The 23,568-nt window shown below is 61.9% G+C and carries 21 protein-coding genes and 1 pseudogene; 6 read left to right on the plus strand and 16 right to left on the minus strand.

Translation table 11 applies throughout. The features are described from left to right. Nucleotides 1-63: 63 nt before the first annotated feature. Nucleotides 64-672, minus strand: a complete 609-nt coding sequence (locus tag IVA82_RS29255; RefSeq protein WP_247382898.1) for a cysteine hydrolase — start codon at nt 670-672, stop codon at nt 64-66. Between the two features lie 293 nt (nt 673-965). Here IVA82_RS29255 and IVA82_RS29260 point away from each other — a divergent pair, with 293 nt between their 5' ends. Beyond that, nucleotides 966-1,853: a hypothetical protein gene (locus IVA82_RS29260; protein ID WP_247382899.1), complete on the plus strand. Its 888-nt coding sequence runs from the start codon at nt 966-968 to the stop codon at nt 1,851-1,853. A gap of 96 nt (nt 1,854-1,949) precedes the next feature. Here the strand turns inward: IVA82_RS29260 and IVA82_RS29265 are convergent, their stop codons facing one another. The 6 genes from IVA82_RS29265 to IVA82_RS29290 all read right to left on the minus strand — a co-directional run bounded on the left by IVA82_RS29265 (nt 1,950) and on the right by IVA82_RS29290 (nt 7,785). Next, a complete protein-coding gene (locus IVA82_RS29265) occupies nt 1,950-2,312 on the minus strand; it encodes a group II intron maturase-specific domain-containing protein (RefSeq protein ID WP_346658694.1) in 363 nt (120 codons plus the stop codon). A gap of 155 nt (nt 2,313-2,467) precedes the next feature. Next, nucleotides 2,468-3,478 (minus strand): nitronate monooxygenase family protein, encoded by a 1,011-nt coding sequence (locus IVA82_RS29270; RefSeq protein WP_247382900.1) that lies wholly within the window; start codon nt 3,476-3,478, stop codon nt 2,468-2,470. 21 nt (nt 3,479-3,499) lie between these two features. After that, on the minus strand, nt 3,500-4,687 hold the full coding sequence (locus IVA82_RS29275) for an acetyl-CoA C-acyltransferase (protein ID WP_247382901.1): 1,188 nt from the start codon (nt 4,685-4,687) through the stop codon (nt 3,500-3,502). Nucleotides 4,688-4,701: 14 nt separating this feature from the next. Further along, the gene (locus IVA82_RS29280) at nt 4,702-5,832 is read right to left on the minus strand and encodes an acyl-CoA dehydrogenase family protein (protein WP_247382902.1); all 1,131 of its coding nucleotides are present in this window, start codon (nt 5,830-5,832) and stop codon (nt 4,702-4,704) included. A gap of 23 nt (nt 5,833-5,855) precedes the next feature. Beyond that, complete coding sequence (locus IVA82_RS29285; RefSeq protein WP_247382903.1) at nt 5,856-7,037, minus strand: acyl-CoA dehydrogenase family protein; 1,182 nt, start codon at nt 7,035-7,037, stop codon at nt 5,856-5,858. Nucleotides 7,038-7,047: 10 nt separating this feature from the next. Then, nucleotides 7,048-7,785 carry an SDR family oxidoreductase gene (locus tag IVA82_RS29290; protein WP_247382904.1) on the minus strand — a complete coding sequence of 246 codons (738 nt, stop codon included), beginning with the start codon at nt 7,783-7,785 and terminating at the stop codon, nt 7,048-7,050. A 502-nt stretch (nt 7,786-8,287) separates the two neighbouring features. Between IVA82_RS29290 and IVA82_RS29295 the strand changes: the two genes are divergently transcribed. Together IVA82_RS29295 and IVA82_RS29300 are read left to right on the plus strand one after the other, a co-directional pair. Further along, nucleotides 8,288-9,031 (plus strand): SDR family NAD(P)-dependent oxidoreductase, encoded by a 744-nt coding sequence (locus tag IVA82_RS29295; RefSeq protein ID WP_247382905.1) that lies wholly within the window; start codon nt 8,288-8,290, stop codon nt 9,029-9,031. Between the two features lies 1 nt (nt 9,032). After that, entirely contained in the window at nt 9,033-9,710 is a 678-nt protein-coding gene (locus IVA82_RS29300) for a glutathione S-transferase family protein (protein ID WP_247383049.1), read from the plus strand. A gap of 26 nt (nt 9,711-9,736) precedes the next feature. Here IVA82_RS29300 and IVA82_RS29305 read toward each other — a convergent pair whose 3' ends face one another. Beyond that, nucleotides 9,737-10,936, minus strand: coding sequence for a CaiB/BaiF CoA-transferase family protein (locus tag IVA82_RS29305; RefSeq protein ID WP_247382906.1), 1,200 nt, complete (start codon nt 10,934-10,936; stop codon nt 9,737-9,739). 99 nt (nt 10,937-11,035) lie between these two features. After that, nucleotides 11,036-11,668 (minus strand): 2-hydroxychromene-2-carboxylate isomerase, encoded by a 633-nt coding sequence (locus IVA82_RS29310; protein ID WP_247382907.1) that lies wholly within the window; start codon nt 11,666-11,668, stop codon nt 11,036-11,038. Nucleotides 11,669-11,904: 236 nt separating this feature from the next. Here IVA82_RS29310 and IVA82_RS29315 point away from each other — a divergent pair, with 236 nt between their 5' ends. Beyond that, nucleotides 11,905-12,417 (plus strand): helix-turn-helix domain-containing protein, encoded by a 513-nt coding sequence (locus IVA82_RS29315; protein WP_148741721.1) that lies wholly within the window; start codon nt 11,905-11,907, stop codon nt 12,415-12,417. Between the two features lie 33 nt (nt 12,418-12,450). Here the strand turns inward: IVA82_RS29315 and IVA82_RS29320 are convergent, their stop codons facing one another. From IVA82_RS29320 to IVA82_RS29345, 7 genes and pseudogenes are all read right to left on the minus strand, one after another. Beyond that, nucleotides 12,451-14,253, minus strand: a complete 1,803-nt coding sequence (locus IVA82_RS29320; RefSeq protein ID WP_247382908.1) for an AMP-binding protein — start codon at nt 14,251-14,253, stop codon at nt 12,451-12,453. Nucleotides 14,254-14,309: 56 nt separating this feature from the next. Continuing rightward, nucleotides 14,310-15,509, minus strand: a complete 1,200-nt coding sequence (locus IVA82_RS29325) for an ABC transporter substrate-binding protein (protein WP_247382909.1) — start codon at nt 15,507-15,509, stop codon at nt 14,310-14,312. 623 nt (nt 15,510-16,132) lie between these two features. Beyond that, nucleotides 16,133-16,501, minus strand: coding sequence for a hypothetical protein (locus IVA82_RS49135; RefSeq protein ID WP_346658695.1), 369 nt, complete (start codon nt 16,499-16,501; stop codon nt 16,133-16,135). 90 nt (nt 16,502-16,591) lie between these two features. Beyond that, nucleotides 16,592-16,753 (minus strand): annotated as a pseudogene (locus IVA82_RS49140) (TetR/AcrR family transcriptional regulator); the annotation flags it as partial. Between the two features lie 102 nt (nt 16,754-16,855). Continuing rightward, nucleotides 16,856-19,966 (minus strand): efflux RND transporter permease subunit, encoded by a 3,111-nt coding sequence (locus tag IVA82_RS29335; protein ID WP_247382910.1) that lies wholly within the window; start codon nt 19,964-19,966, stop codon nt 16,856-16,858. A gap of 3 nt (nt 19,967-19,969) precedes the next feature. Continuing rightward, nucleotides 19,970-20,428: a nuclear transport factor 2 family protein gene (locus tag IVA82_RS29340; protein WP_247382911.1), complete on the minus strand. Its 459-nt coding sequence runs from the start codon at nt 20,426-20,428 to the stop codon at nt 19,970-19,972. Nucleotides 20,429-20,468: 40 nt separating this feature from the next. Further along, nucleotides 20,469-21,575, minus strand: a complete 1,107-nt coding sequence (locus IVA82_RS29345) for an efflux RND transporter periplasmic adaptor subunit (RefSeq protein ID WP_247382912.1) — start codon at nt 21,573-21,575, stop codon at nt 20,469-20,471. Between the two features lie 178 nt (nt 21,576-21,753). On the opposite strand from IVA82_RS29345, the gene IVA82_RS29350 reads away from it, so the two are divergent. After that, nucleotides 21,754-22,332 (plus strand): TetR/AcrR family transcriptional regulator, encoded by a 579-nt coding sequence (locus tag IVA82_RS29350; RefSeq protein ID WP_148741714.1) that lies wholly within the window; start codon nt 21,754-21,756, stop codon nt 22,330-22,332. 35 nt (nt 22,333-22,367) lie between these two features. Beyond that, the gene (locus tag IVA82_RS29355; protein WP_247382913.1) at nt 22,368-23,528 is read left to right on the plus strand and encodes an iron-containing alcohol dehydrogenase; all 1,161 of its coding nucleotides are present in this window, start codon (nt 22,368-22,370) and stop codon (nt 23,526-23,528) included. Nucleotides 23,529-23,568 lie beyond the last annotated feature (40 nt).

A 23,568-nucleotide genomic window follows, 5' to 3' on the forward strand; every position in this document is an offset into this window, starting at 1 on the left:
TGCAGGCAAACGCGAGAAATAGCGCGAGAAATGAGCAGCCAGTCGGCACAGACGTGACGTTCTCTACTCGCGCCAGAACGTCTCGAGTTCCTCTGCCCTCACCAGATCGACCTGGCCGTGGAAGCGGTTGCGGTACATGGTCATGAGCGCGTCGTGCCCGACGTCGGACGAACTGCAAAGCGCATCTTCGACGATGACGACCCGAAAGCCGAGATCGACGGCGCTCAGCACCGTCGATAGGACGCAGACATCCGTCTCCGCCCCCGTAATCACCACCGTGCCGATCCCCTTCTCGATCAGTAGGCTTGCGAGGCTGGAGCTGCTGAACGCCGAATAGGCCGGCTTGTCGATGACGAGGGCCGGCGGAACGAACCGGGCGAGCGCAGGCACGAGTTCGAGCCCGGATGGCGGCAGGCAGCCGCGCGTGGCCTGCTTCCAGCGGCGAAAATAGCTTTGCCACTGCCCGGGACGGTCTTCCGGATCCTGCGGCGTGATGAAGCGCGAAAAGATCGTTCGAGTCTGGTGACGGGAAACGATCGAGACGATCGTCGGCAGAACCTTCTCCATCCATGGCGTTTCCCAGAGACCGCCACGGGCGAAGATGTTCTGCATGTCGATGCAGAGGTGAACTGCATTGCTGATGTCGGCGACATCCGACTTGCTGTCCCTCATGGTCCTCCACCGACAGATGCTTGCACGGGTTCGCGCCGCAGGCCTGCGGTAGAAGTCCGCCGGCCGCGGTTTCGTTCCTGCTGAACGCGTGACGCGCGCGGCGGTGCATAGCCGCTAGATGATGCCGCCTTGACGACGCCGCAATCGCGGCCTTGTCATAGCGAGTCGTAGTCGAGCACGGCAAGATGGCCGGCAGCATGCCTCGACCGGCAGATGTGATCGCGCTACGGTTCAACTGCTCGACCTTCTGCTCTAGGATAACCTATCCGTCATCCCACCCCAGAGCCGCATCCATGCCGCAACAATTCGATCGATCCAAAGAAGATCTCGGCAACGCGATTCATTTCGAGCACGTCAACATCCAGGTTCCGGATCAGCGCCTGGCGACTTTATTCTACGTCACGGGACTTGGGCTGACCCGCGATCCCTATCTGATGGTGTCCGATACCAACATGTGGATCAACGCCGGACGGAGCCAGTTTCACTTGCCGAGCGGCAGGCCGCAGATGCTGCGCGGTCATATCGGGCTGGTGATCGAAGGCCGCGAGGCGCTGTTGCAACGGCTGGCGTCGGTTGCAAGCAAACTTGAAGGCACGGCGTTCGCATTCGCCGAGCATAACGGCTATGTCGAGGCGACCTGTCCGTGGGGCAACCGCCTGCGCTGCTATGAGCCGGACGCGGCGCGTTTTGGGCGCATCGCGCTCGGCATCCCCTATGTCGAGTTCGAGGTGCCCATCGGGACCGCGCCTGCAATTTGCGCCTTCTATCCGGAGATCATGGGCATGCCGGCCGAATTGTGGAATGGCGATGGCACGGTTGCGGCAGTGAAGACGGGCCGCGACCAGCACCTCTTGTTCCGCGAGACCGACCGGCCCCAGCGCGACTATGACGGGCACCATGTGCAGATGTACATCACCGATTTCTCAGGTCCCTACCGCAGGCTAAAGGCGCGCAAGCTGATCTCCCGCGAGGACAATCAATACCAGTACCGGTTTTGCGACATCGTCGATCTCGGGAGCGGCAAGCCGCTGTTCACACTCGAGCATGAAGTGCGCAGTGCGACGCACCCGATGTTCATGCGGCCGATGGTCAATCGCAATCCGGCGCTCACCAACCGCAATTACGCGTTCGGCCACGATCAGACATCATGGGCGATGGGGCCGGATCAGTATGAGGGATAGGGAGCGGCGCGATTCACCTCTCCCCAACGGGGAGAGGTCGGATTGGGCCAAACCGGACGTGCCGATTTCCGGCATCCGGCTTTCCGACTGGTTTCATCACATGGCACGCGGCAGCGGCCCAAGATGCACGCGGCGGAGCCGCAGCACGCCGGCGGGCCCGAAGACATGGTCAGCGGGGAACCTTCGTGTGCCGCGTCCTTGCACCTTGCACCGTCTTCGCAGGAAGTGTCGCACGCGATCATAGACGTGATTGTCGACCGCCCGGTAGGCCATCAGCCGGGTGCCGTAGCTGAAGTAACTCGACCAGCCGCGCAGAAGTCGGTTCAGCTGGTCGCGTACCTCAGGCCACGGATCTTTGTTGCCGGAGACCAGAAGCCCATCGATTTTGCCTTTGAGCCTCTGGACGCTCTTCCTGGAAGGGCTGCGATGCGAAGCATCGTCCAGTGCAATCCGGGTGATGGGCGCGGCACCCGGCGAGACCGTAACCCCTCACCCGGATCGCATCTTTCGATGCGATCCGACCTCTCCCTTCGGGAGAGGTGACGAATGCCGCGCCCGCATGGATTCGAGCAAAACTCATTCTGCTCTAAGGCGTTCGCCCGCAACGATCTTTGTCACGCAACGGCGCGCGCGGCCACAGTCGAGACAGTACCGTCGAGGAATCCGGTCAAGCGCTGCCGGATGATCTGCTCGGCTTCGGTCATAATGCGGTCGATCAGCTCCTTCACCGTCGGGATATCGTTGATCAGCCCGACCACCATGCCGCAGCTCCAGGCGCCGGCGTCCATCTCGCCGTCGACCATCACCCTGGGGTAGACGCCCGCGACCTGCTCATGGATGTCCTCGATCTTGAGGCTCGCCCCCCTCTCGCGCTCGACTTCGAGCAGGTGATCGACGCCCTTGTTCTTCAGCACGCGCTCGGTATTGCGCAGCGCGCGCATTACCAGCACGGTGTCGAGCTCGGTGGCTTTGACCAGGGCCTGCTTGACGTTGGCATGGACGGGAGCTTCCTTGGTTGCGATGAAGCGGGTGCCCATGTTCATGCCGGCGGCGCCCATCGACAGTGCGGCAACGAGGCTGCGCGCATCCGCCATGCCTCCCGAGGCCACGAACGGAATCTTCAATTCGTCCGCCGCGCGCGGCAGCAGGATCATGTTCGGGATATCGTCCTCGCCGGGATGACCGCCGCATTCGAAGCCGTCGACGCTGATGGCGTCGCAACCGATCCTCTCGGCTTTGAGCGAATGCCGCACCGAGGTGCATTTGTGGATCACCTTGATGCCGGCCGCCTTCAGCGCCGGCATGTACGCTTCCGGGCTGCGGCCGGCGGTCTCCACCGCCTTGACGCCGCCTTCCTTGATGGCGGCGATGTATTCCGGATAGGGCGGCGCGGTGAAGCTCGGCAGGAAGGTCAGGTTCACACCGAACGGCTTGTCGGTCATGTCGCGGCAGCGCGCGATTTCCTTCGCCAGCAGCTCCGGCGTCCGCTGGGTCAGGCCGGTGATGATGCCGAGACCGCCGGCGTTCGACACCGCAGCTGCCAGCTCGGCGAAGCCGACATAGTGCATGCCGCCCTGGATGATCGGATGCTGGATGCCGAACAGTTCAGTAATTGCTGTCTTCACGTGCGCTTCTCCGCTTTCCGATCAGTTGACGATTTCAAACAGGCCAGCCGCGCCCATGCCGCCGCCGATGCACATGGTCACCACGCCGTATTTCGCCTTGCGCCGCCGCCCCTCGATCAGGATGTGCCCCGCAAGCCGGCTGCCCGTCATGCCATAGGGATGGCCGATCGCGATCGAGCCGCCGTTGACGTTCAGCCTGTCCGGATCGATGCCGAGCTTGTCGCGGCAGTAGATCACCTGGACCGCATAGGCTTCGTTCAGCTCCCAGAGATCGATGTCATCGATCTTCAGACCGTGCCGCCTGAGAAGGCGCGGGATCGCCGCGACCGGACCGATGCCCATTTCGTCCGGCTCGACACCGGCGGCGACGAACCCGCGGAAGATGCCGAGCGGCTTCAGGCCTTTCTTGGCGGCGATCTTGTCGCTCATGATCACGCAGGCCGATGCACCGTCGGAGAGCTGGCTGGCATTGCCCGCCGTGATGGTCTTGCCCTCGAACACCGGCTTGATCTTCGCGAGCCCTTCCGCCGTGGTCTCGGGGCGCGGGCCTTCATCCTTCGACAGCGTTACCTGCTGATAGGTGACCTCTTTGGTGTCCTTGTTGACGACGGCCATCCTGGTCGTGATCGGGACGATCTCGTCGTTGAAACGGCCGGCCTGCACCGCGGCACCGATGCGGCGTTGACATTCGAGGCTGTATTCGTCCTGCCGGTCACGGCCGATCTTGTAACGCTCGGCGACGATCTCGGCGGTGTCGAGCATCGACATGTACATCTCCGGCTTCATCGCCAGCAGCTCGTCGTCGACCGCATGGAATCTGTTCATGTGTTCGTTCTGCACCAGGCTGATCGATTCGATACCGCCTCCGATTGCGACCTCGACGCCATCCAGCATGATCGAGCGTGCCGCGACCGCAATCGCTTGCAGGCCGGATGCGCACTGCCGATCGATCGTGGTGCCGGCGACGGTGACCGGCAGGCCGGCACGAATCGCACCCTTGCGTGCGACGTTCATCACCATGGTGCCTTGTTGCATCGCGCACCCCATCACGACGTCCTCGACCTCGCCGGGCTCGATGCCCGCGCGCCTGACCGCCTCGGCCATCACATGGCCGGCCATGGTCGGGCCCTCGGTGTTGTTCAGCGCTCCGCGGTAGGCCTTGCCGACGCCGGTGCGGGCGGTGGAAACGATAACTGCCTCTGTCGTCATGCTTGCCTCTTTTGTTACGCAGCCGCGTCGAGCTGCACATAACGCAGCAAGTGGTGAGCGGGATCGCCGAACTGGATGTTGATGGAGGAGATGCGCTTGAAGTAATGGCCGACGTTCAATTCGTCGGTCATGCCCATGCCGCCATGCAGCTGCACGGCCTGGTCGGCGATGAACTTGCCGGCATAGCCGACCTTCGACTTGGCGCCGGAGGCGAGGCGCGAGATGCCGCTCTCGCCGACGCCGAGGCTGAGATTGAGATGCTGCATCAAGGAGAGCGCCTCCTGATGGGCGATGAACATGTCGACCATCCGGTGCTGCAGCACCTGGAAGCTGCCGATGGTGACACCGAACTGCTTTCGGGCCTTGGAGTATTCCAGCGTCGCGGAGTTCAGTTCGGCCATCGCGCCGACCGCCTCGGCGCAGAGCGCGCCGATGGCCCGATCCCGGCACGCTTCCAGCAGGGCGACACCTTCGCCCTCGCTGCCGAGCAACTCGCCGCGAACGTCGCGGAAGGTGATTTCCGCAGCGCGGCGGCCGTCGATGGTCTTGAAGCTCCGCAGATCGAGATTGGCCGCCCGGGCGTCGACGACGAACAGGCTGACGCCGCCGCGATCGTCGCGCGTGCCCTTGGTCCGGGCGGAGACGATGAGATAGTCCGCCCATGGCGCGGCGATGACGGCGGTCTTCTCACCACTGAGCATGTAGTCGTCGCCCTCGCGCCGTGCCGTGGTCGCAACATTGGCGAGATCGAAGCGCGAGATTTTTTCGGTCCAGGCCAGCGCCCAGATCTTCTGTCCGGCGATGATATCGGGAATGAAAGCCTGCTTCTGCTCTTTCGTCCCTGCATGCTCGATCAAGCCGCCGGCCAGCGCGACCGTCTCGACATACGGCTCCACGACAAGGTGACGGCCGAACTCCTGGGCAACGATCATGGTGGACAGCGGGCCGCCACCGAGGCCGCCACTCTCCTCGGAGAACGGCGCGGCAAGCAGGCCGAGCTCCGCGAACGCGCCCCACTGCCTGCGGCTCCAGCCGTCTTCGCTGGCAACGATCTTGCGGCGCGCCTCGAAGCTGTACTGGTCGCGCAGCATGCGCTGTACGCTGGAGCGCAACAGTTCCTGCTCTTCCGTGAACTGGATATCCATCCGATCCTCTTGTTGCGCTGTTGCTAAAGGCCGAGCACCGCTTTGGCGATGATGTTGCGCTGGATCTCGTTCGATCCGCCGTAGATGCTGAGCTTGCGCGCGTTCAGGTACTTTTCCGACGCGGTGTGGACGTAATCGGGACCCGGCATGAACTGGTTTGCGCTCAGCGGTTGCTCGCGAAGCGCCAGTCCGTAATTGCCGATGGCACGATGCGTCAGCTCGGTAATCCCCTGAAAGATCTCGGTGCCGCGGATCTTGAACAGCGAGGCCGCGGGACCCGGATCGATGCCGCGCGCCATCTGGGCAATGACGCGCAGCTCGGTGGCCTCGAGCGCAAGCACGTCGAGTTCGATCCGACCGATCTCCTTGCTGAATTCGAGATGCGCCGGATCGTCCGCTGCGATCTCCGCCTTCACGATCTTCTTCAGCCGGTCGAGATAGCGCGTCGACCGGCCGATCCCGGCCATGCTGGTGCGCTCGTTGCCCAGCAGGAATTTTGCGTAGGTCCAGCCCTTGTTCTCCTCGCCGATCAGGTTCTCGACGGGGACGCGGACATCCTCGAGGAAGACGTCATTGACCTCGTGCGATCCATCGATTGTGATGATCGGACGCACGGTGACGCCGGGCGATTTCATGTCGATCAGGAGGAACGAGATGCCGGCCTGAGGCTTTGCGCCCGGATCTGTACGCACCAGGCAGAAGATCCAGTCGGCGTGCTGCGCCAACGTCGTCCAGGTCTTGTGACCGTTGACGATGTAGTGGTCGCCGTCGCGCACGGCCTTGGTCCGGACCGTGGCGAGGTCCGAGCCCGAGCCCGGCTCGGAATAGCCCTGGCACCACCAATCCTCACCCGAGAGGATCCGCGGCAAGAACTTCCGTTTTTGTGCGTCGTTGCCGAAGGTGTAGATGACGGGACCCACCATGGTGACGCTGAACGCTAACGGCGGCAGCGTCCCGGCCCGGCTTGTTTCCTGCTCGAAGATGAAACGCCGGGTAATCGACCAGCCGGGGCCGCCATATTCCTTGGGCCAGAGCGGCGCGATCCAGCCCTTCTTGTAGAGGATGCGGTGCCAGAGCAAGGATTGCTCTTTGGTCAGGTCGGTCTCCGGATTGGGGACGCGCATTTCCTTCGGATAGTTTTCGGCGATGAAAGCGCGCACCTCCTCACGGAAGGCTGCGTCTTCGGGAGACAGTGCGAGTTCCATCGTGCGCGTCCTACCACTTCTCACCGAAGGGGCGGATTTCCATCTCGAAAGTCCAGGCGCTTCTCGGCTGCTGATAAAGCTGCCAATAGGAGGTCGCGACCGAGGCCGGCGGCATCAGCAAATCTGGATCGTCGAGCGCATTGGGGCCGAGCGCTTCCAGGCGCCGCTGCCGGACCCACTCGGTGTCGACACCCGAATCGATAATGAGGTGGGCGACATGGATATTCTTGGGGCCTAACTCGCGCGCCATCGCCTGCGCCACGGCGCGCAGTCCGAATTTGGCGCTGGCAAAGGCGGCATAACCGCTGCCGCCGCGTAAGGAAGCGGTCGCACCGGTGAAGAAAATGTTGCCTTGACCGCGCGGCAGCATCAGCCGGGCCGCCTCGCGTCCGGCGAGGAAGCCGGAGTAGCAGGCCATCTCCCAGACCTTGCGGAACACGCGTTCGGTCGTGTCGAGGATCGGGAAGTTGACGTTGGCGCCGATATTGAAGATGCAGACATCCAAGGGCGCGTGCTTGTCGGCATCGTTCAGGAAGGAGACGATCTCCTCCTCCTTGCGCGCGTCAAGCGAACGTGCCTGGATCGCGCCGCCGGCGGCCTCGATCTCCTTGACCAGCGGCGCCAGCTTGTCGCCGTTGCGGCGGCCGGCGAAGACGGTGAAGCCCTCGGAGGCAAACTTCTTGGCGATCTCGCCGCCGATGAAATCGCCCGCGCCGATCACGGCGACGGTTGCATTTCTTTTTTTCAAGGTCTTCTCCCGGTTAGGTTGGGCTCGCTGTGTGCGAAGCTGTTCTGTCGGCGCTGGAACGTGGACCGCAATTGTCGCGGCCGATGACGACGTGCACGTCCGCTCTCATCTCGCCAGCGCGCTGCCGGAGGTTACCATGGCCAGAGGCGCGTCCCTCGACCGGCGTGGTTCGACCCAGGGCTTTGGTAGGCTGGCGACGAATTGATTGACGGATGCGGCTCAGCAAATCGAAAACAGTCTCATCGAAACCGAGCCCTTGCGACAGCTTCGCCACGACCAATCGCCTCCCACCTGCAGAACATCGGCGCTTTTCAAAACTGCGCCTCGCCGCGAAACATGCGTTCTTTTTTAGAACTCGTCAATCGCTATTTTGCTGTCAGGGGCGGATCAGAAAATGGCAACTTCACTGCCATATTCGGGGACTCCCCAGAACTCAGTTTACAACGCGACTTTCAGCCGATACCGATAGCGTATCAAATAAGAACTTATGGGAGAGGCGAGCATGGGAGAAAGTCGCGGGGTCGCGATGCTGGTCGGCGCGGGCGATGCCATCGGCGCTGCCGTTGCACGCCGGTTTGCCGGCGGCGGCTACACTGTTTGCATCTGCAGACGCGATGCAGCCAAATCCCAGGCGCTGGTGGATGAGCTCAGGGCGAAAGGCCAAGGCATCCACGCCTTCAGCATCGATGCCCGCCAGGAAGCGGAGGTCCAGAAGCTGTTCGCGGACGTCGAACGCGAGATCGGGCCGATCGAGATCTGCCTGTTCAATGCCGGATCGAACGTCAACAAGCCCCTGCTTGAGACCACGGAGAAGCTGTTCTTCAAGGCCTGGGAGCTGGCGTGCTACGCCGGATTCCTGGTCGGACGTGAAGCTGCTCGCGTCATGCTGGCGCGCGGGCGCGGCACCATCTTTTTTACCGGTGCGACCGCAAGCATCCGCGGTAGCAAGGGGTTTGCCGCGTTCTCATCGGCAAAATTCGGCCTTCGCGCGCTGGCCCAAGCCATGGCGCGCGAGCTCGGGCCCAAGAATATTCATGTCGTCCACCTCATCATCGATGCCGGCGTCGATAGCGAAGCCATTCATCAGCGCATGAAGGCGGCCAAGGGGATCGAGGCAAGCGAGATCCCTCCTGACAGCCTGACCAAGACCTCCTCGATTGCCGAAGCGTATTGGTTTGCCCATCAGCAAAGCCGCGACGGCTGGACCCATGAACTCGATCTTCGCCCCGCTGCAGAGAAATGGTGACATGAGCGACAATCCAGACCTCACCCTGTGGGGCGTCGGGACAAGCCGCACCGTTCGACCGCACTGGGCGATGCACGAGCTGGGCCTGGCTTACAAGGTCAAACCGATCGGCCCGCGGACCGGCGAGACCAAGACCCCCGAGTATACCAGGCTCAATCCGCGCCAGAAGATTCCGCTGCTGCAGGACGGTGACTTCCGCATCGGCGAGAGCGCCGCGATCGTCGCATATTTGTCGCGCATGTATTCCACGCCGGAGCGTGCATTGATTCCGGAATCCACCCGCGACTATGCCGCGTGGCTGGAATGGTGCTTCTTTATCGTCACCGAGCTCGACTCCACCAGCCTGTACGTGATGCGCCGTCACAGCGCCGATGCGCTCGGCCCGATTTACGGCGTGGCGCCGGAGGTGGTAGCTCAAGCCGCGGAATATTTTCGGGCGCAGTTGCGCCATGTGGAGGTCGCGCTGGCCGACGGCCGACAGTTCCTCATGGGCGACCGCTTCAGCAGCGCCGATATCCTGCTGACGACGTGCCTCGACTGGGCGGTCGAATATGGTGTCGGCATTTGCGACAATGCGCAGCCCTATCTCGAGCGTATGCGAAGTCGGAAGGCTTACCAGCGCGCGGCTGCGGCGAACGCTCCGCTAGCATCGATTACACCGTTGCCTGGCAAGGCCTGAGAGCCGGTCGCCCGAAGCGCATCGGCCTACACGGCCACGCGCAACGTGCGCGCGGCGACCATGTCGTCGATCGCGTCATCGCCGTAACCCAGCTCGCGCAGCACCTCGCGCGAGTGCTCGCCGACGCGAGGGGCCGGTCCGCCGATCGCAGCCTGGTTGACCTCGAAGCGGGCCGCGGGCTTCGGCTGCCGCACCCGGCCGACCTTCGGCTGATCGAATTCCGCGATGATCCCGCGCGCCACCACCTGTTCATTGTGAATGATTTCGCCGCGCCGCAGGATGGGCGCGCAAGGGACATCCGCAGCATCCAGACGCTCCAGCCATTCGGCGGTCGTGTGCTGGCCGATATACTCCGCCATCTTGTTGATACGCGCCGTGGCGTTGACCGAACGCGCAGACGGGGTCGCAAAGCGGGGATCCTTGGCGAGTTCGGGATCGCCGGACGCGCGACAGAAGCCCTGCCATTCGGAATCGGAGATGGTGCCGGCCGTGATGTAGCCGTCGCTGGTCTTGAACACGAGATCCGGCCGGTCATTGGGATCGGCGGCGGCGGCCTCGGCTCCGATCACGGTGTACTGCATCATGCCTTCCGGCCAGAGGTAGGAGATCATGGCGTCCAGCATGGCGACCTGGATGTGATCCCCCTGCCCGGTTTTCTCGCGCGCATAGAGCGCCGCCGCCACCGCCTGCGCCGTGAACACGGCGGTGGTCTTGTCGCATACGATGGTGCGGATCATCTGCGGGCGATTGGTGACTGGCTGCGACTGGATATCGGCAAAGCCCGACAGGCCCTGAATGATCGGATCGTAGACGCGCTTCTTCACATAGGGTCCGGTCTCGCCGACGCCGCTGATCGAGACGTAGATCAGGCGCGGATGACGCCGGCGCAGTTCTTCGACGCCTAGGCCGAGGCGCTCCATGGTGCCGGGCCTGAAGTTCTGCACCAGGACATCGGCCTGCGCGACCAGTTTGGCCAGCACCTCGCGCCCGGCTGGGCTCTTGACGTCGATCGAGAGCGAACGCTTGCCGCGGTTTGAAGAGATGAACAGCGCGGAGAACTCGCCGTCCTTGTCGATGGTGGCCCGGCTGCGACGTGTGATATCGCCGCCGATCGGCTCGATCTTGAGCACGTCGGCGCCCTGATCAGCGAGAAACATAGTCGCAAACGGGCCCGACACCACGCCGGTCAGATCGAGGACACGAACGCCGCTCAGCGGACCAGCCATTTCACTCTCCCTGGATCTTTTTTTCTGCCAACGGGCCGAGGGTCACTTTAGCTTCCCGCAGGTGCCCTCGTCACGATAGCCCCGGACCGCTCACGGCAGCTAGCCGGTTTTGGAAACGGGCTGCCGGGACTGTTCGACGATCGATTCCTCGACGTCCCGGAGTTGATCCTTGCCAAAGAACATCTCCTTGCCAACGAAGAATGTCGGCGACCCAAACGCACCGCGGGCGACCGCGTCATTGGTCAGATCGATCAGCTTCTTCTTGACGTCATCCTGCTGCGCGCGCGCAACCAGCCTGTCGATGTCAATCCCCGAGGAAGCAAATGCGCTCCGGAACACTTCGGGATCGTCCATCTTCTTGGGCTCTTCCCACATGTGATGATAGGCGGCGCGGAAATAGGGCTCGAACACGCCTTCGAACTGGGCCGCGACGGCGCCGCGCATCAGCATCAATGTGTTGACCGGAAAGAAGGAGTTCTGGCGAAATTTCGTGATGTTGTGGCGCCGGATGAACCGCTGGGTCTCGAGCGCCTGGTATTCCGGCTTGTTCTTGATCCCGCGAAGCGAGTCGAACGGCGACATGTTGCCGGTCGCCTTGTAGATTCCGCCAAGCAGGACCGGGACGTACTCGAATTTCGCGCCGGTCCGCCGCTCGATCCCGGGAATGGCGACCTCTGCCAGATAGGCGTTCGGGCTGCCGAAATCGAACTGGAATTCAACTTTGGGGGTCATGACCGCTTTCTCCCGCAGAGCGCATTGGATGGTCAGGGACCGGCGATCCAATCGCATGGCTTGCTGATCTCGTCTTTACAGTTCTAAAATTGAACTGTCAAATTTGGCCGGATTTATGCTGGTTTGGCCTAGTGACCGGGTATTGTTTGGAATTCAGTACCTATCTAGAATGCAAGGAATGGAATGGCCTCAGCGACGATTCGAGGCGGCCATGCCGGGACGACTGGAGAGTACGGATGAAGTGGAAGGAACTCGAGGAAGAGCCGTGTTCGATGGCCCGGACCATTGGCGTGATCGGCGACCGCTGGACGCTTCTGATCCTGCGCGAATGCTTTCTGCGCACGCGGCGCTTTGAAGGATTCCAGTCGGCGCTCGGAATTACACGCCATCTGCTTGCTGAACGGCTGAAGAAGCTGGTTCGGCTGGGCATCCTGCGCCGCATTCCCTACCAGGAAGCGCCCAAGCGTCACGAATATATCCTGACCCAAAAGGGCCTCGATCTCTATCCGATCATGATGGCGCTGGTGCATTGGGGCGACACTCACATGGTCGACGAGCGCGGCCGGCCGTTGCTGCACCAGCACCGCAAGTGCGGAAAGGACTTCGACCCGGTCATGGTGTGCTCTGAATGCGGCGAGCCGCTCCTGGCCAAGGAGGTTCATACCCATCCAGGCCCAGGCGCCCAAAGCCCGCTGACGATAGCGGCACCTGACAAGCCGAAGGCAAAGGCGCGGCGCAGCGCCGCTTGAGCCGGCCACGATCACTACCAACTGAACGCGTCCTCAGACTCGAATCACAGCTGCGTCAGGTTCCTCGCAGTGGAGACGCTCCGCTTGTTCGGCCCGGTGTTTGAGCACGGCACGTTGATTGACATAGGCCTTGTCGGTGATTTCTCCTGCGGCCAATGAAGGCGGATCCTTCAGCAGGGTGAACGAGCAGATTCTTTCGCTGCTTCCGACGGCCTCATTATATTCCTGCAAACGACGCCTCAGGAATTCGATAACCCGGGGGTCGCAGGTCAAATCCGCGGCCGGCGCGTTCGAGATCCGCGCCGCCTCGGTCGGATTCAGCCAGCACAGCAGGGCGCAGGCTTCACGGTTTTCTCCCGCAACGACAATGTCCAGCAAGACGCTGCGCGTTGCAGCCAGGATGGCGGCGCGCATAATCCCGATCGCAACCCAGGTACCGTTCGCGAGCTTGAAGTTCTCGGAAATCCTGCCCGTGAAGCGAAGACCGAGCTCCGGCTGCTCGGGATCGAGAAACGACACGGTATCGCCGATGCGATAGAAACCCTCCTCGTCGAAGGCCTTCGCCGTCAAATCGGCGCTTCCGAGATAACCGGGGGTGACGTTGGGACCCTTGACCCTAGCCTCGTATGTATCGGAAACCGGGATCAGTTTCAGCTGCACGCCCGGCGCGGGAAGACCAATCTCGCCCGGCCGATCCGTTGCCCAGTGGGTCGTGCTGATTGTCGGCGCGGTTTCGGTCGTCCCATAGCCCGACATGACTGGAATCCGCCGGCCCGTGATCGATGATGTCAGCCGATAGAGTCTTTCAAGCGTGCCTTGCGAAATTGCAGCCCCCGCGTAGCTCAATCGATCCAGCCGCTTGAAGATGCTCGCGCCGAGGGCGAGATCGTTCTCGATGGCATCACACAACAGGTTATAGCCGGCGGGAACGTTGAACATCGCCGTCGGCGAGATCTCCTTGAGGTTCGCCACCGATTTGTGAAAGAGCTGAGGCAGCGGCCGGCCATCATCGATGTAGAGCGTTCCGCCGTTCTTGAGAATGCCGTGAAGAATGACGTTGCTGCCCATCGTATGGTGCCACGGCAGCCACTCGACCTGGACCGGCGCCTCCGGTGGCGACACAAGCAGGCTTCCCATTTGCAGGGAGCTCGCCATCATGCGGTGGGTGTTCAACACGCCCTTTGGCAGACCGGTCGAACCGGACGTGAAGAGAATTTTCGCAACGGCATCGCTGGGGACCGCACCCGACGCTTGCGTGAACCCGTCGCACTCAGTTCGGTCCGTCAGGACACGGAAGGGCGTCGTCTCCGGCGCGCCATCGACGCTGATCCAGGCCGCATCTGACAATTCGGGAATGGCGCGGGCTGCAGAAAAGTCGCGTCCACTCTGGACGAAAACGAAGTTCGGCCGCAGCACCTGCGCGATGTCCTTAAGGCGCGCAAGGCCGCCGGGCATCAGCGTGTAGTTCGGCGATATCGGCGCCAGAATGACGCCTATCGACATCGCCGCAAAGGAGATCACCGCGTTCTCGATGGCGTTCCCAGAAAGCACGGCCAGCCTGTCGGCCGGCTTTGCGCCCATGTCGATCAGGCTTTGGCCGACCGCCTGGACCTGCGACCATGCCTCGCGATAGCTGATCTCGTCCCATCCCCCTTTGGCATTGCGTTGCGCGAGGAATATTCGCTCTGGAGCCGCGTTTGCCCAGCGCGGCAGGAAATCGGTGATGCGCCAGTCGCATGGCCCCAATTCAAGCGGCGACGTCAAGATGAGCGTGCCGTCGGTCCGGCGCTCGATGGAGAGCTCCCTCGGCGCAAACGTTAGTGGCTTCGTCGACATCGAAAACGATCTCCTGAATTGCTGCGGGTGGATAGAGCGAGCGAGCTGCGCCAGAGTCACTCGGACCTGGCGTCCAGGACTTCTCCGAAGGCTTGCCACGTCGTGCCGGTCCAGCGCTGCAGCCGCATCTGCGTCCAGATCATGTTCTCGGTCTCGCTGGTGTTGACCTTGATCCCAGGCAGTGCAGTCGGAACGACGACATTTTTCAGGTTCTTCGCCTGCGCCAGAATATTCTTCCGCGACAGATCATCACCGCATTGCTTGAGAATCTGCTCGAGCAGGACGCCTTGCTGATAACCGGTCAGATAGCTGCCGTTGGTGATGTCGGCGCCCGGCAGATACTTGTCGAAAAATGACCGGTAGGCCTGCATGCCCGGGTCATCCTTCCATGTCTCATCCAGGATATCCTTGTTCGTCGTCCCGACCATCACACCGACCGATTTGTCGACGCCGGCCGGTGCAAGCGTGCCTCCGACCGATCCGGACGGGAAATTGATGATCACGGTCGCCTTCCAGCCGATCACCGAGGCTTGCCGGATGGCTTGGGCTGCGAACTTCGGCGTCCCCGCGATCACCAGGGCTTCGGCACCCGAGCTCTTCAGATTTGTAATCTGCGAGTCGATCGTCGGTTCAGTGACCTCATAGGAGGCGCTGACGACCTTGCGGTCGAACTCCTTGCCGAGAAACGCCTTGAAGGCACCGACGTAATCTTTGCCGAGATCGTCGTTCTGATAAAGGATGGCGTATTTGGCGTTCGGCAACGCCCTCGTCAGATATTTGGCGTAGATCTTTCCTTCGGTATCGTAGCTGACAAGACCCGTGGTGATCAGCGGGTAGTTGGCAACGTCCGTGAACTTGGACGATCCACTGACGATGGCGACACTCGGTACCCCCTTGGCCTTCAGGTATTTTGCAGTGGCCGAGATGCCGGGGGTGCCGAGCTGGCCGAACATGAACGACACTTCGTCGCTTTCAACGAGCTTGCGGACGTGCTCCACCGCCTTGGGAGGACTGTATCCGTCGTCATAGGCGATGTAGTTGATCTTGCGTCCGTTGACGCCGCCGCGGTCATTCAACGCCTGAATGTAGGCCATGAGTCCCCTGCCCACCAGACCGATCGATGACGCCGGTCCGCTGAAGGGAAAAACCCCGCCGATCTTGATCTCGGTGGCAGAGATTCCCGGCTCGTCGGCGGCGAATGCGGGGCCGCTCAAAAATAGAGTCAGGGCCGCTACGATCTTCCATCTCAGCAACATTGCTCGTCCTCCCAAACGTGCACCCTTTTCGGGTACGTGGCTTTGTTTTGTTGCGCCGGTGGCTGCTCGTCGCGCGTCATTGCAAAGACGCATCGCGCTGAACGGGTCCAGCCGTAATCCGGCACGTCGCGGCCGTTTAGCCCGGCCATCTTCTTTGCGCAGCCTACAGTTCTTTTTTTGAACTCGTCAAGCGATTAGACGATCATTCCGCTCAACGGACGACGGGTCTACTCTCGTGCACGGCAAGTCAGTCCGGAAATTGTGCGAAAAACGTCGATGTTTGAGCCGCTCTGGCGCGGGCCCGCAGACGAGGTTGTGAGCTGTGGAAGGCGCTTCAATTAATTCTATTTTAGAACCAATAGCTGCTCATTAGTGAGCGGGCGGCGTAACGCCCGCTCACCCAATCGAACGCTTGCCATGAAGTAGTTGAGAGGTTTTTGGACGCCGAGGTTTTCCAGTCTGGAGGTTCGGTCGTCACGCAGTCCCGGATCGGTTGTGAGCGACGGATATTTATGGGATCGCCTTTCGTCCATGGGAAGAGTGCGACGTTCGTCGTCGCGATCGTGTGCACGGGGTCACCATGTCGGCCCATTCGACACGTTTGAGGAGCCATGTGACCGTGGCTATGTCCATGCCGGCTCAGACTTGCCGAGCGCCTTCAGGATGAAACGTATCTGGTTGCATAGGCCCGCTTCGGTATCTTCCCCGTTTCGAACGCAGTGCTCGATCAGAACCGGATGGAAGAACGGCATGAACGCTGACTTGACCGCTCGCGCGGCTTCCGCCGCATCTTCGATCACGAACTCGCCGGCTTCGATGCCCTCCCGTATGATTGCCTCGAAGATCGTCGCCAACCGCTGGGTGTGCGCGTTGATGATCGGCCAGTTTTCTCGCGTGGCTGCGACCATCAGGTCGTGCATGTGCTTTTCCCCGATCAGGGTCATCTTGTTGTGGTGGTGAACGGCAGTCAGGAGCTGGCCGAGTTTTTCCATGGCCGGCGCATTCGCGCGCGCGATCGCAAAAGCGACGTCCGCAACTTCGTCCACCATCCGCGCGCAGATGGACTCGTTGATCGCATCCCTGGAGGGAAAGAAGCGATAGACATTCGTCGGGCTCATGCCGAGTTCGGAAGCTATGTCGGCCACAGATGTCTTATGATACCCGACACGGCGAAAGCGCTTCTCTGCGACCTCGAGAATGCGCTTCCGCGTCTCGTCTGCATCTGTTCCCGTTCGGCACTTCACGGATATCTCCAGAACTGAAACGGATCGGCCGGGATCGCCCCACGGATCATCAAGCGCACCGAGCGGGCGAAAACTTCAAGCGTCTCGTCCTCCAAGAGCGCCCTACTCGGCAGCCATTGCTGTTCGCAATTCCGGTTCGTTCGCAGAATGCTCATAGAGCTCGTCCGAGGCCGGCTTGATTCGGAACCAGGCGACGTAGAGCGCAGGAAGGAACAGCAAGATCAGGACCGTGCCGACCGCCGTTCCGCCGATCAGCGTATAGGCCATCGAACCCCAGAACACGGAATGCGTCAGAGGGATGAAGGCCAGCACGGCGGCAAGCGCGGTCAGGATCACCGGCCTCGTGCGCTGCACGGTGGCTTCGATGACGGCGTGGTAGTCATCGAGGCCGGCAGCACGGTTCTCCTTGATCTGTTCGGTCAGGATCAGGGTGTTACGCATCAGGATGCCCGCCAGTCCTATCAGGCCGAGAATGGCGTTGAACCCGAACGGCTGGTTGAAGGCGAGCAGCATCGGCACGACGCCGACGAGGCCGAGCGGTGCCGTCAGCATGACCATGGCCATCGTCGAGAAGGATCGCACCTGCAGCATGATGACGATCAGCATGGCGGCAATCATGGCTGGGAAGATTTTACCCAGCGCGGTGTTGGCCTTTTCCGCCTCCTCGATCGAGCCACCCAATTCGATGCGATAGCCGGCCGGAAGGGTTGCGATCAGCGGCTGAAGGGCCTTCATGATCTCCTTGGAAACTTCTGGAGGCTGGGTCGCTTCATTGATGTCCGAGCGGATCGTGATGACGGGCGTGCGGTCGCGGCGCTTCAGGATCGGCTCTTCCAGACGAATTTCCGAATGTCCGATCTGGTCGAGCGGAATCGGGCGGCCGTCCCGGCTCATCAGTGAGAAATCCGCCAGACGTGTCGGATCCAGCCGCTCGCCGCCGGCGCTGCGTGCCACGATGGGGACATTGCGGATGTCCTCGCGGACCTGCGTAACGGCGACGCCCGTGAGAAGGAACTGGAGCTGCCGGGCCACTTCCGCTGGCGAGAGGCCGATGAGGTTCAGTCGATCCTGATCCGGGATGAAGCGGAGCACGGGTGTGCGATCACCCCAATCGCGGTTCGCTTGCCGCACATCGGGCACGCCTCGCATGGTATCGAGGGCTTTATCGGAGATGGCGTATAGTTGCGCGGGATCAGGCCCCGTCACCCGAAACTCGACCGGGAACGGCGTGTAGGGTCCGAACACAAGCTGAGTAACGCGCACATAGGCCTCGGGTGCAAGCCCCTGAGACACCGCCTCCTGGAGCCGGCGCTTCAAAGCCTCGCGCGCCTCCGCGTCCGGTGTGAGCACGACGATCTTGGCGAAGGCAGGATCAGGCAGTTCCGGGGCCATGGCGAAGAAGAAGCGGGGAGCGCCCTGACCGACATAGCTCGTGACGATCTTGGCCGCCGGCTGGTCCTGCAGCCAGTGTTCGAGCTTCTCGACTGTGGCGGTCGTCGTCTCAATGCTGGTGCCTTCCGGCAGACGAACCTCCACCAGCACTTCGGGGCGGTCGGACGTCGGGAAGAACTGCTGCTTGACCGCGCCCATGCCGACGCCAGAAAGTGCGAAAGCGATGGCGACGATGCCGACGGTCACGAACTTGTGGCGCACGGCGAAGGTGATGAGCGCGCGCAAGCGCCGATAGTTCGGCGTACCGTAAATCGCGTGGTGACCACCTTCGATCGGTTTGATCGCGGGCAGCATCTTGACGCCCAGATAGGGCGTGAAGACCACCGCGACGATCCAGGAGACGATGAGGGCAAAGCCCACGACCCAGAAGATGTTGCCGGCGTATTCGCCCGCCGTCGAGCGCGCGAAACCCACCGGCAGGAACCCGGCGACCGTCACGAATGTGCCCGACAGCATTGGCGCCGCCGTGTGACTCCACGCGTAGGCCGCCGCCGCGATGCGGTCCATGCCCTCTTCCATTTTCACCACCATTACCTCGATGGCGATGATGGCATCATCCACGAGAAGGCCAAGCGCCAGGATGAGGGCACCGAGCGTGATGCGGTCGAAGAACCGCCCGGTTTCCAGCATGATGAGGAACACGACGGCAAGCGTCAGAGGGACGGCAGTCGCCACGACGATACCGACGCGCCAGCCGAGGCTGAGCAGGCTGACCAGAAGCACCACGCCGAGCGCCATCGCGAACTTCATCATGAATTCGTCAACCGCCGAGGTGATGTTGACGGCTTGGTCGCTGACCTTGGCCAGAGTCATCCCGAGTGGCAGCGTCCGAGCGATAGCTGCGGACCTCTCCTCCAGCGCCTTGCCGAGCGCGAGGCCATCCCAGCCCTCTTGCATAACCGCGGCGAGCATGATCGTGGGTTCACCCTGATGCCGGATGAGGTAGGTCGGCGGATCCTCGTAACCGCGGCGGATATCGGCAATGTCAGAGAGTTTTATCGTTCGCCCCGCAGCGACGATCGGCGTGTCGGCAATCGCCTCGACGCTGTCATAGGCGCCGTCGACCCGGATGAAGACCTGCGGCCCCTTGGTGTCGATCGAGCCTGCCGGTGTGACGGTGTTCTGCCGCTGCAAGGCGGCAACAATATCCTGTGCCGACACGCCGAGGGTTGCCAGTTTGCTATAGGAAAACTCGATGAATATCTGTTCGGGACGTTCGCCGAGGATGTTGATCTTCTTGACGCCAGGCACGTGCAGGAGGTCCTGGCGAATGGTCTCCGCTTGCCTCGCGAGTTCGCGCATCGGCATGCCCTTCGCCTTGAGGGCATAAAGGGCGAAGCTCACGTCGGAATATTCGTCGTTGACGAAGGGGCCGAGCACACCAGAGGGCAGCTTGCGCGCTTCATCCCCAAGCTTCTTGCGGGCCTGGTAGAATTCCTCCTGCACGGCAGATGGCGGCGTGCTGTCCTTCAGCGTCACCGTCATGTACGCATAGCCGGGCCGCGTGGTCGTCTCCACTCGGTCGTACCAGGTCAGCTCCTGAAGCCGCTTCTCCAACGGTTCGGCGACCTGGTCCTGCATCTCGCGCGCCGTCGCGCCTGGCCATACCGTCGTGACCGTCAGGGTCTTGATGGTGAAGGAGGGATCCTCCGCCCGCCCGAGCATGAGGAAGGCGTAGGCGCCTGCGGCTGCCAGCAGGAGGATGAAGAACAGGGTGACGGCCCGTTCGCGAACGGCGATCGCGGAAAGATTGAGGTTCATCTGCTAACTCACAATTGGTTCGGCGCCAGCTTCTGTGAGGCCAGCTGCCGCTTGGACGCCAAGCCCACGGGCGGCTTGCTGTGAATCTTGAAATTCCTCGAGTGCATGGACTCTGCCCCACCGCAGAGTGAACACGTGGAGACCGCGGTTGACGTACGAGGCGTCGCCGTCGAGAAGCGTTGCGGTACCGTCCCACTCGACAAAGACTGTGGTGTTCCAGGGCCAGCCCTTCACCCAGACATTGTTGACCGTGAGATGGAGAGTGGGCAGGACGCGTCCGAGCCGCTCAAACCAGCGGCGCACGGCCTGTTTGTCGTGGCGCTCGCCGCCAAGCGCGTGGGCGCCGGAAACGCGGTGATGGACATGCGGCGCAACCGCTTTCACCGCTTCATCCCAGCGATGGTTGTTGACATGGTCGAAGGTCTTTCGGATTTCTTGCTCGACGATGTAGCTGTACAGCATGTGGCTTCTCCAACGGCCAGCGCGGAAAGATTGAGACGCTTCAGTTGTTCCGGCTTTCAGCGGCGGTCCTGACGTGAGCGCCGTCCTGCAGGAGATGGGCGCCGAGCGAAACAATCCGATCACCTGAGCTCAGCCCGGAGATCACGACGGTTTCGCTGGTCACACGCACAAGCTTGATGGGCCGAAAATGTACGGTCGAGGTCGCGCTGTCGAAGACCCAAACGCCGGTCTTTCTGCCGTCGTCGAGCACGGCTCCCAGCGGCACATGGACTTCCGACTGACTCTCCTGGCTTGCGAGCCGAATGGTGACCGTCGCGCCAAGCGGCGCCGTCGCGGCCTCACCGTCGAGCACGTAGCGGGCCTCGTAGGTGCGCGTCTGGGCATCGGCGGAATCCGACAACTGCCGGAGATGAGCCGTCCAGCGGCGACCATCGCTCCCATACAGGCTAGCCTCAGCCACCGAGCCGATCGCCGGTCGGACTTTTTCGGGAAGCGTGACCACCGCTTCGCGAGGACCGGCCTCCGCAAGCCGGATAACGGGCTGTCCCGCGGAGACCACTTGTCCCGGCTCACCAAGCGTTTGGGTGACCGTCCCATCCGCGCTCGCCACCAGGATGGAATAGGTCTCCTGGTTCTCGGCCACCCGTGCGTCAGCTTCGGCCGCAGCAAGTTGCGCCTTGGCTGTGTCCGATGCGGCCTTCGCCTGCTCATAGCGCTGTCGGGAAGCCCAGCCGTCGCTTACCAGGCTGGCGTATCGTTGCTCATCCGCGCCGGTCTGAACGACCGATGCACGAGCTGCGGCAACAGCGTTGCGCTTGGCTGCCAGCGCAAGGTGAAGGTCGGTCTCGTCGATCCGCATCAGCGGCTGTCCGGCCTTGATCTGCTCTCCCACATTCACAAGCCGTTCCACGATCTTTCCGGCGACGCGAAAGCCAAGATTGCTTTCCACCCTGGCCCCCACGACGCCCGTGAAGCCACGGTCGGATCCAGCGGCTCGCGCTGCCCTCACCAGGCTGACGATCGGCGGTTCCTGCCTCGGGTCGCTCACGGCAGCGGCTTCGTGCGCGGGAAGGACAATGCTCACGAATGTGGCGACCCCCGCCGGGATCAGAATACCGGCCAACACCGCAAAGCCCCGCATTTTCATGTCCATCTCCCGCCTTTTAGATTTCGTATGACCTCTATAGGCTTTATAGAGTTCGTTCACAATCTAAAAAGCGGCGCCGACTAAGGTTCTGACTAAAACGTGATCTTCACTTGATAGATTGCGGATGAAATCTATGTGCAATATTAGATTACGGACGAAATCCAAATGGAGACCCACGATGCGTGTGAGTCGCATTCAAGCCGCTGAAAACCGCCAAGCCGTAATCAATGTGGCAAGTCGCCTTTTTCGGGAGCATGGCTTTGATGGCATCGGTCTCAAGGATCTGATGGAGGGTGCCGGGCTGACCCAAGGTGCCTTCTACAAGCAGTTCGCGTCCAAAGAGGATCTGGCAGTCGAGGCGTCCAGACGGGCGCTGGAGAGCGCGTCCCGCCGATGGTCGGACGCGGCTGCGGAGAATCCTAGTGATCCGCTTGGCGAAGTGATCGCGTTTTACCTGAGTGCCGACCATTGCGAAGAAAAGATGGACGGCTGCCCGATCGTGGCGCTCGGCTCAGATGCCGCCAGACAGGGGCCCGACGTTAAAGCGGCGTTCGAAGCGGGCATCAAGGCGCATCTCGAAGTCCTCGGCCACTTCATTGCCGATACCCCTGGCGAGGAGTCCGGTCGCAAGGCCATGGCCATCCTCTCGACCATGGTCGGTGCGGTGATGCTATCGCGCGTCGTCAACGATCCCGAACTGGCTAAAGCCGTTCTGGATGCCGCGACAAGACAGGTTCGCGAGACTTTCGCCGCTTGAGGCTCTCGGCCACGGCACTCATGGGAGGACAAAAAATGCGCAGCACCGGCGTACATAATTTTCCAGCAATTGACCGTGTCATTTACGGCAAAGCTGCGTCCGAGGCTATCAGCGAAGAGGCGGAGCGGCTTGACGCAAAGCGCGTCTTCCTGCTCGTCAGCCGAACCTTGAACACCAAGACCGACGAGATCGAGAAGATCCGGCGCGCGCTCGGCAGCAGGCATGTCGCCACCTTCGACGGAATTGCCGAGCACACCACGCGCAAGCAAGCTGCCGAGGTTGCCCGTCAAGCCGATGACGCAGGAGCCGATCTGGTCGTCGCGGTCGGCGGCGGCTCGGCGATCGACCTCGCCAAGATCGTCATCATGGCGATGGAACACGACATCCGCGATGAATCGGGTTTTGATCCATTCCCCATGGGCCCGGGCGTCACCGTTTCTCCGTTCCGATCGCCCCAGATCCGACAGATCGCGGTACCGTCCACGCTGAATGGCGGCGAATACAATGCGGCAGCGCTCGTCACCGATGAACGGAGCAGGCTGAAGCAGATTTTCTTCCATCCCCGGATGATGCCGGTGGCGATCATTCTCGACCCCGCCCTCACGCTTCATACGCCTTCCAAGCTCTGGATGGGATCGGGAACGCGCTCGATGGACCACGGCATCGAAGCATTGTGCTCACCCGCCGGCACGCCGCTCGCCGACGAGGTCGTCCTGGCAGGCGTTCGTACCCTGCGCGAGGGAATGCTCCGGACCTTGCAGCAACCTGATGATCTGGAGGCGCGCCGACTGTCTCAATACGGCGCGTGGCTCGCCGCTTTCGGCCTCCAGGCGCGGATCCCGATGGGCGCCAGTCACGGCATCGGCCATGTCCTTGGCGGGAGCTTCGGCGTTCCGCACTACTATTGCACACCTGTCATCATGCCGAGCCTGCTCCGCTACAACAAGCCGTTCACCGAGGATGCGCAGCAGCGCCTGGCGTCGGCTCTTGGCGAGCCGGGTATGGAAGCCGCAGCTGCCTTCGCAGAATTCACCAACAGCCTTGGACTGCCCGGCCGCCTTGCCGACGTCGGTATCGGCGAAGACAAGTTCGACCAGATCAGCAAGATTGCGATCAATCATCGCTTCGTCCAGGCCAATCCGCGGCCCTTCAAAAGCGAAGCCGACATCGTCGATCTGCTGCGAATGGCCGCTTAGCCGAATTCGCACGGAAAAATTTGGCCATGACAATCAGCTC

This window comes from Bradyrhizobium sp. 142 (assembly GCF_023074015.1).
GTDB lineage: Bacteria > Pseudomonadota > Alphaproteobacteria > Rhizobiales > Xanthobacteraceae > Bradyrhizobium.

Coding starts and splice junctions, on each gene's coding strand:
- IVA82_RS29305 (WP_247382906.1), bottom strand. CDS start 10,936: ATGGCTGGTCCGCTGAGCGGCGTTCGTGTCCTCGATCTGACCGGCGTG.
- IVA82_RS29275 (WP_247382901.1), bottom strand. CDS start 4,687: ATGACGACAGAGGCAGTTATCGTTTCCACCGCCCGCACCGGCGTCGGC.
- IVA82_RS29335 (WP_247382910.1), bottom strand. CDS start 19,966: ATGAACCTCAATCTTTCCGCGATCGCCGTTCGCGAACGGGCCGTCACC.
- IVA82_RS29310 (WP_247382907.1), bottom strand. CDS start 11,668: ATGACCCCCAAAGTTGAATTCCAGTTCGATTTCGGCAGCCCGAACGCC.
- IVA82_RS29295 (WP_247382905.1), top strand. CDS start 8,288: ATGGGAGAAAGTCGCGGGGTCGCGATGCTGGTCGGCGCGGGCGATGCC.
- IVA82_RS29340 (WP_247382911.1), bottom strand. CDS start 20,428: ATGCTGTACAGCTACATCGTCGAGCAAGAAATCCGAAAGACCTTCGAC.
- IVA82_RS49135 (WP_346658695.1), bottom strand. CDS start 16,501: ATGGAAAAACTCGGCCAGCTCCTGACTGCCGTTCACCACCACAACAAG.
- IVA82_RS29260 (WP_247382899.1), top strand. CDS start 966: ATGCCGCAACAATTCGATCGATCCAAAGAAGATCTCGGCAACGCGATT.
- IVA82_RS29355 (WP_247382913.1), top strand. CDS start 22,368: ATGCGCAGCACCGGCGTACATAATTTTCCAGCAATTGACCGTGTCATT.
- IVA82_RS29320 (WP_247382908.1), bottom strand. CDS start 14,253: ATGTCGACGAAGCCACTAACGTTTGCGCCGAGGGAGCTCTCCATCGAG.
- IVA82_RS29280 (WP_247382902.1), bottom strand. CDS start 5,832: ATGGATATCCAGTTCACGGAAGAGCAGGAACTGTTGCGCTCCAGCGTA.
- IVA82_RS29315 (WP_148741721.1), top strand. CDS start 11,905: ATGAAGTGGAAGGAACTCGAGGAAGAGCCGTGTTCGATGGCCCGGACC.
- IVA82_RS29350 (WP_148741714.1), top strand. CDS start 21,754: ATGCGTGTGAGTCGCATTCAAGCCGCTGAAAACCGCCAAGCCGTAATC.
- IVA82_RS29345 (WP_247382912.1), bottom strand. CDS start 21,575: ATGAAAATGCGGGGCTTTGCGGTGTTGGCCGGTATTCTGATCCCGGCG.
- IVA82_RS29300 (WP_247383049.1), top strand. CDS start 9,033: ATGAGCGACAATCCAGACCTCACCCTGTGGGGCGTCGGGACAAGCCGC.
- IVA82_RS29255 (WP_247382898.1), bottom strand. CDS start 672: ATGAGGGACAGCAAGTCGGATGTCGCCGACATCAGCAATGCAGTTCAC.
- IVA82_RS29285 (WP_247382903.1), bottom strand. CDS start 7,037: ATGGAACTCGCACTGTCTCCCGAAGACGCAGCCTTCCGTGAGGAGGTG.
- IVA82_RS29325 (WP_247382909.1), bottom strand. CDS start 15,509: ATGTTGCTGAGATGGAAGATCGTAGCGGCCCTGACTCTATTTTTGAGC.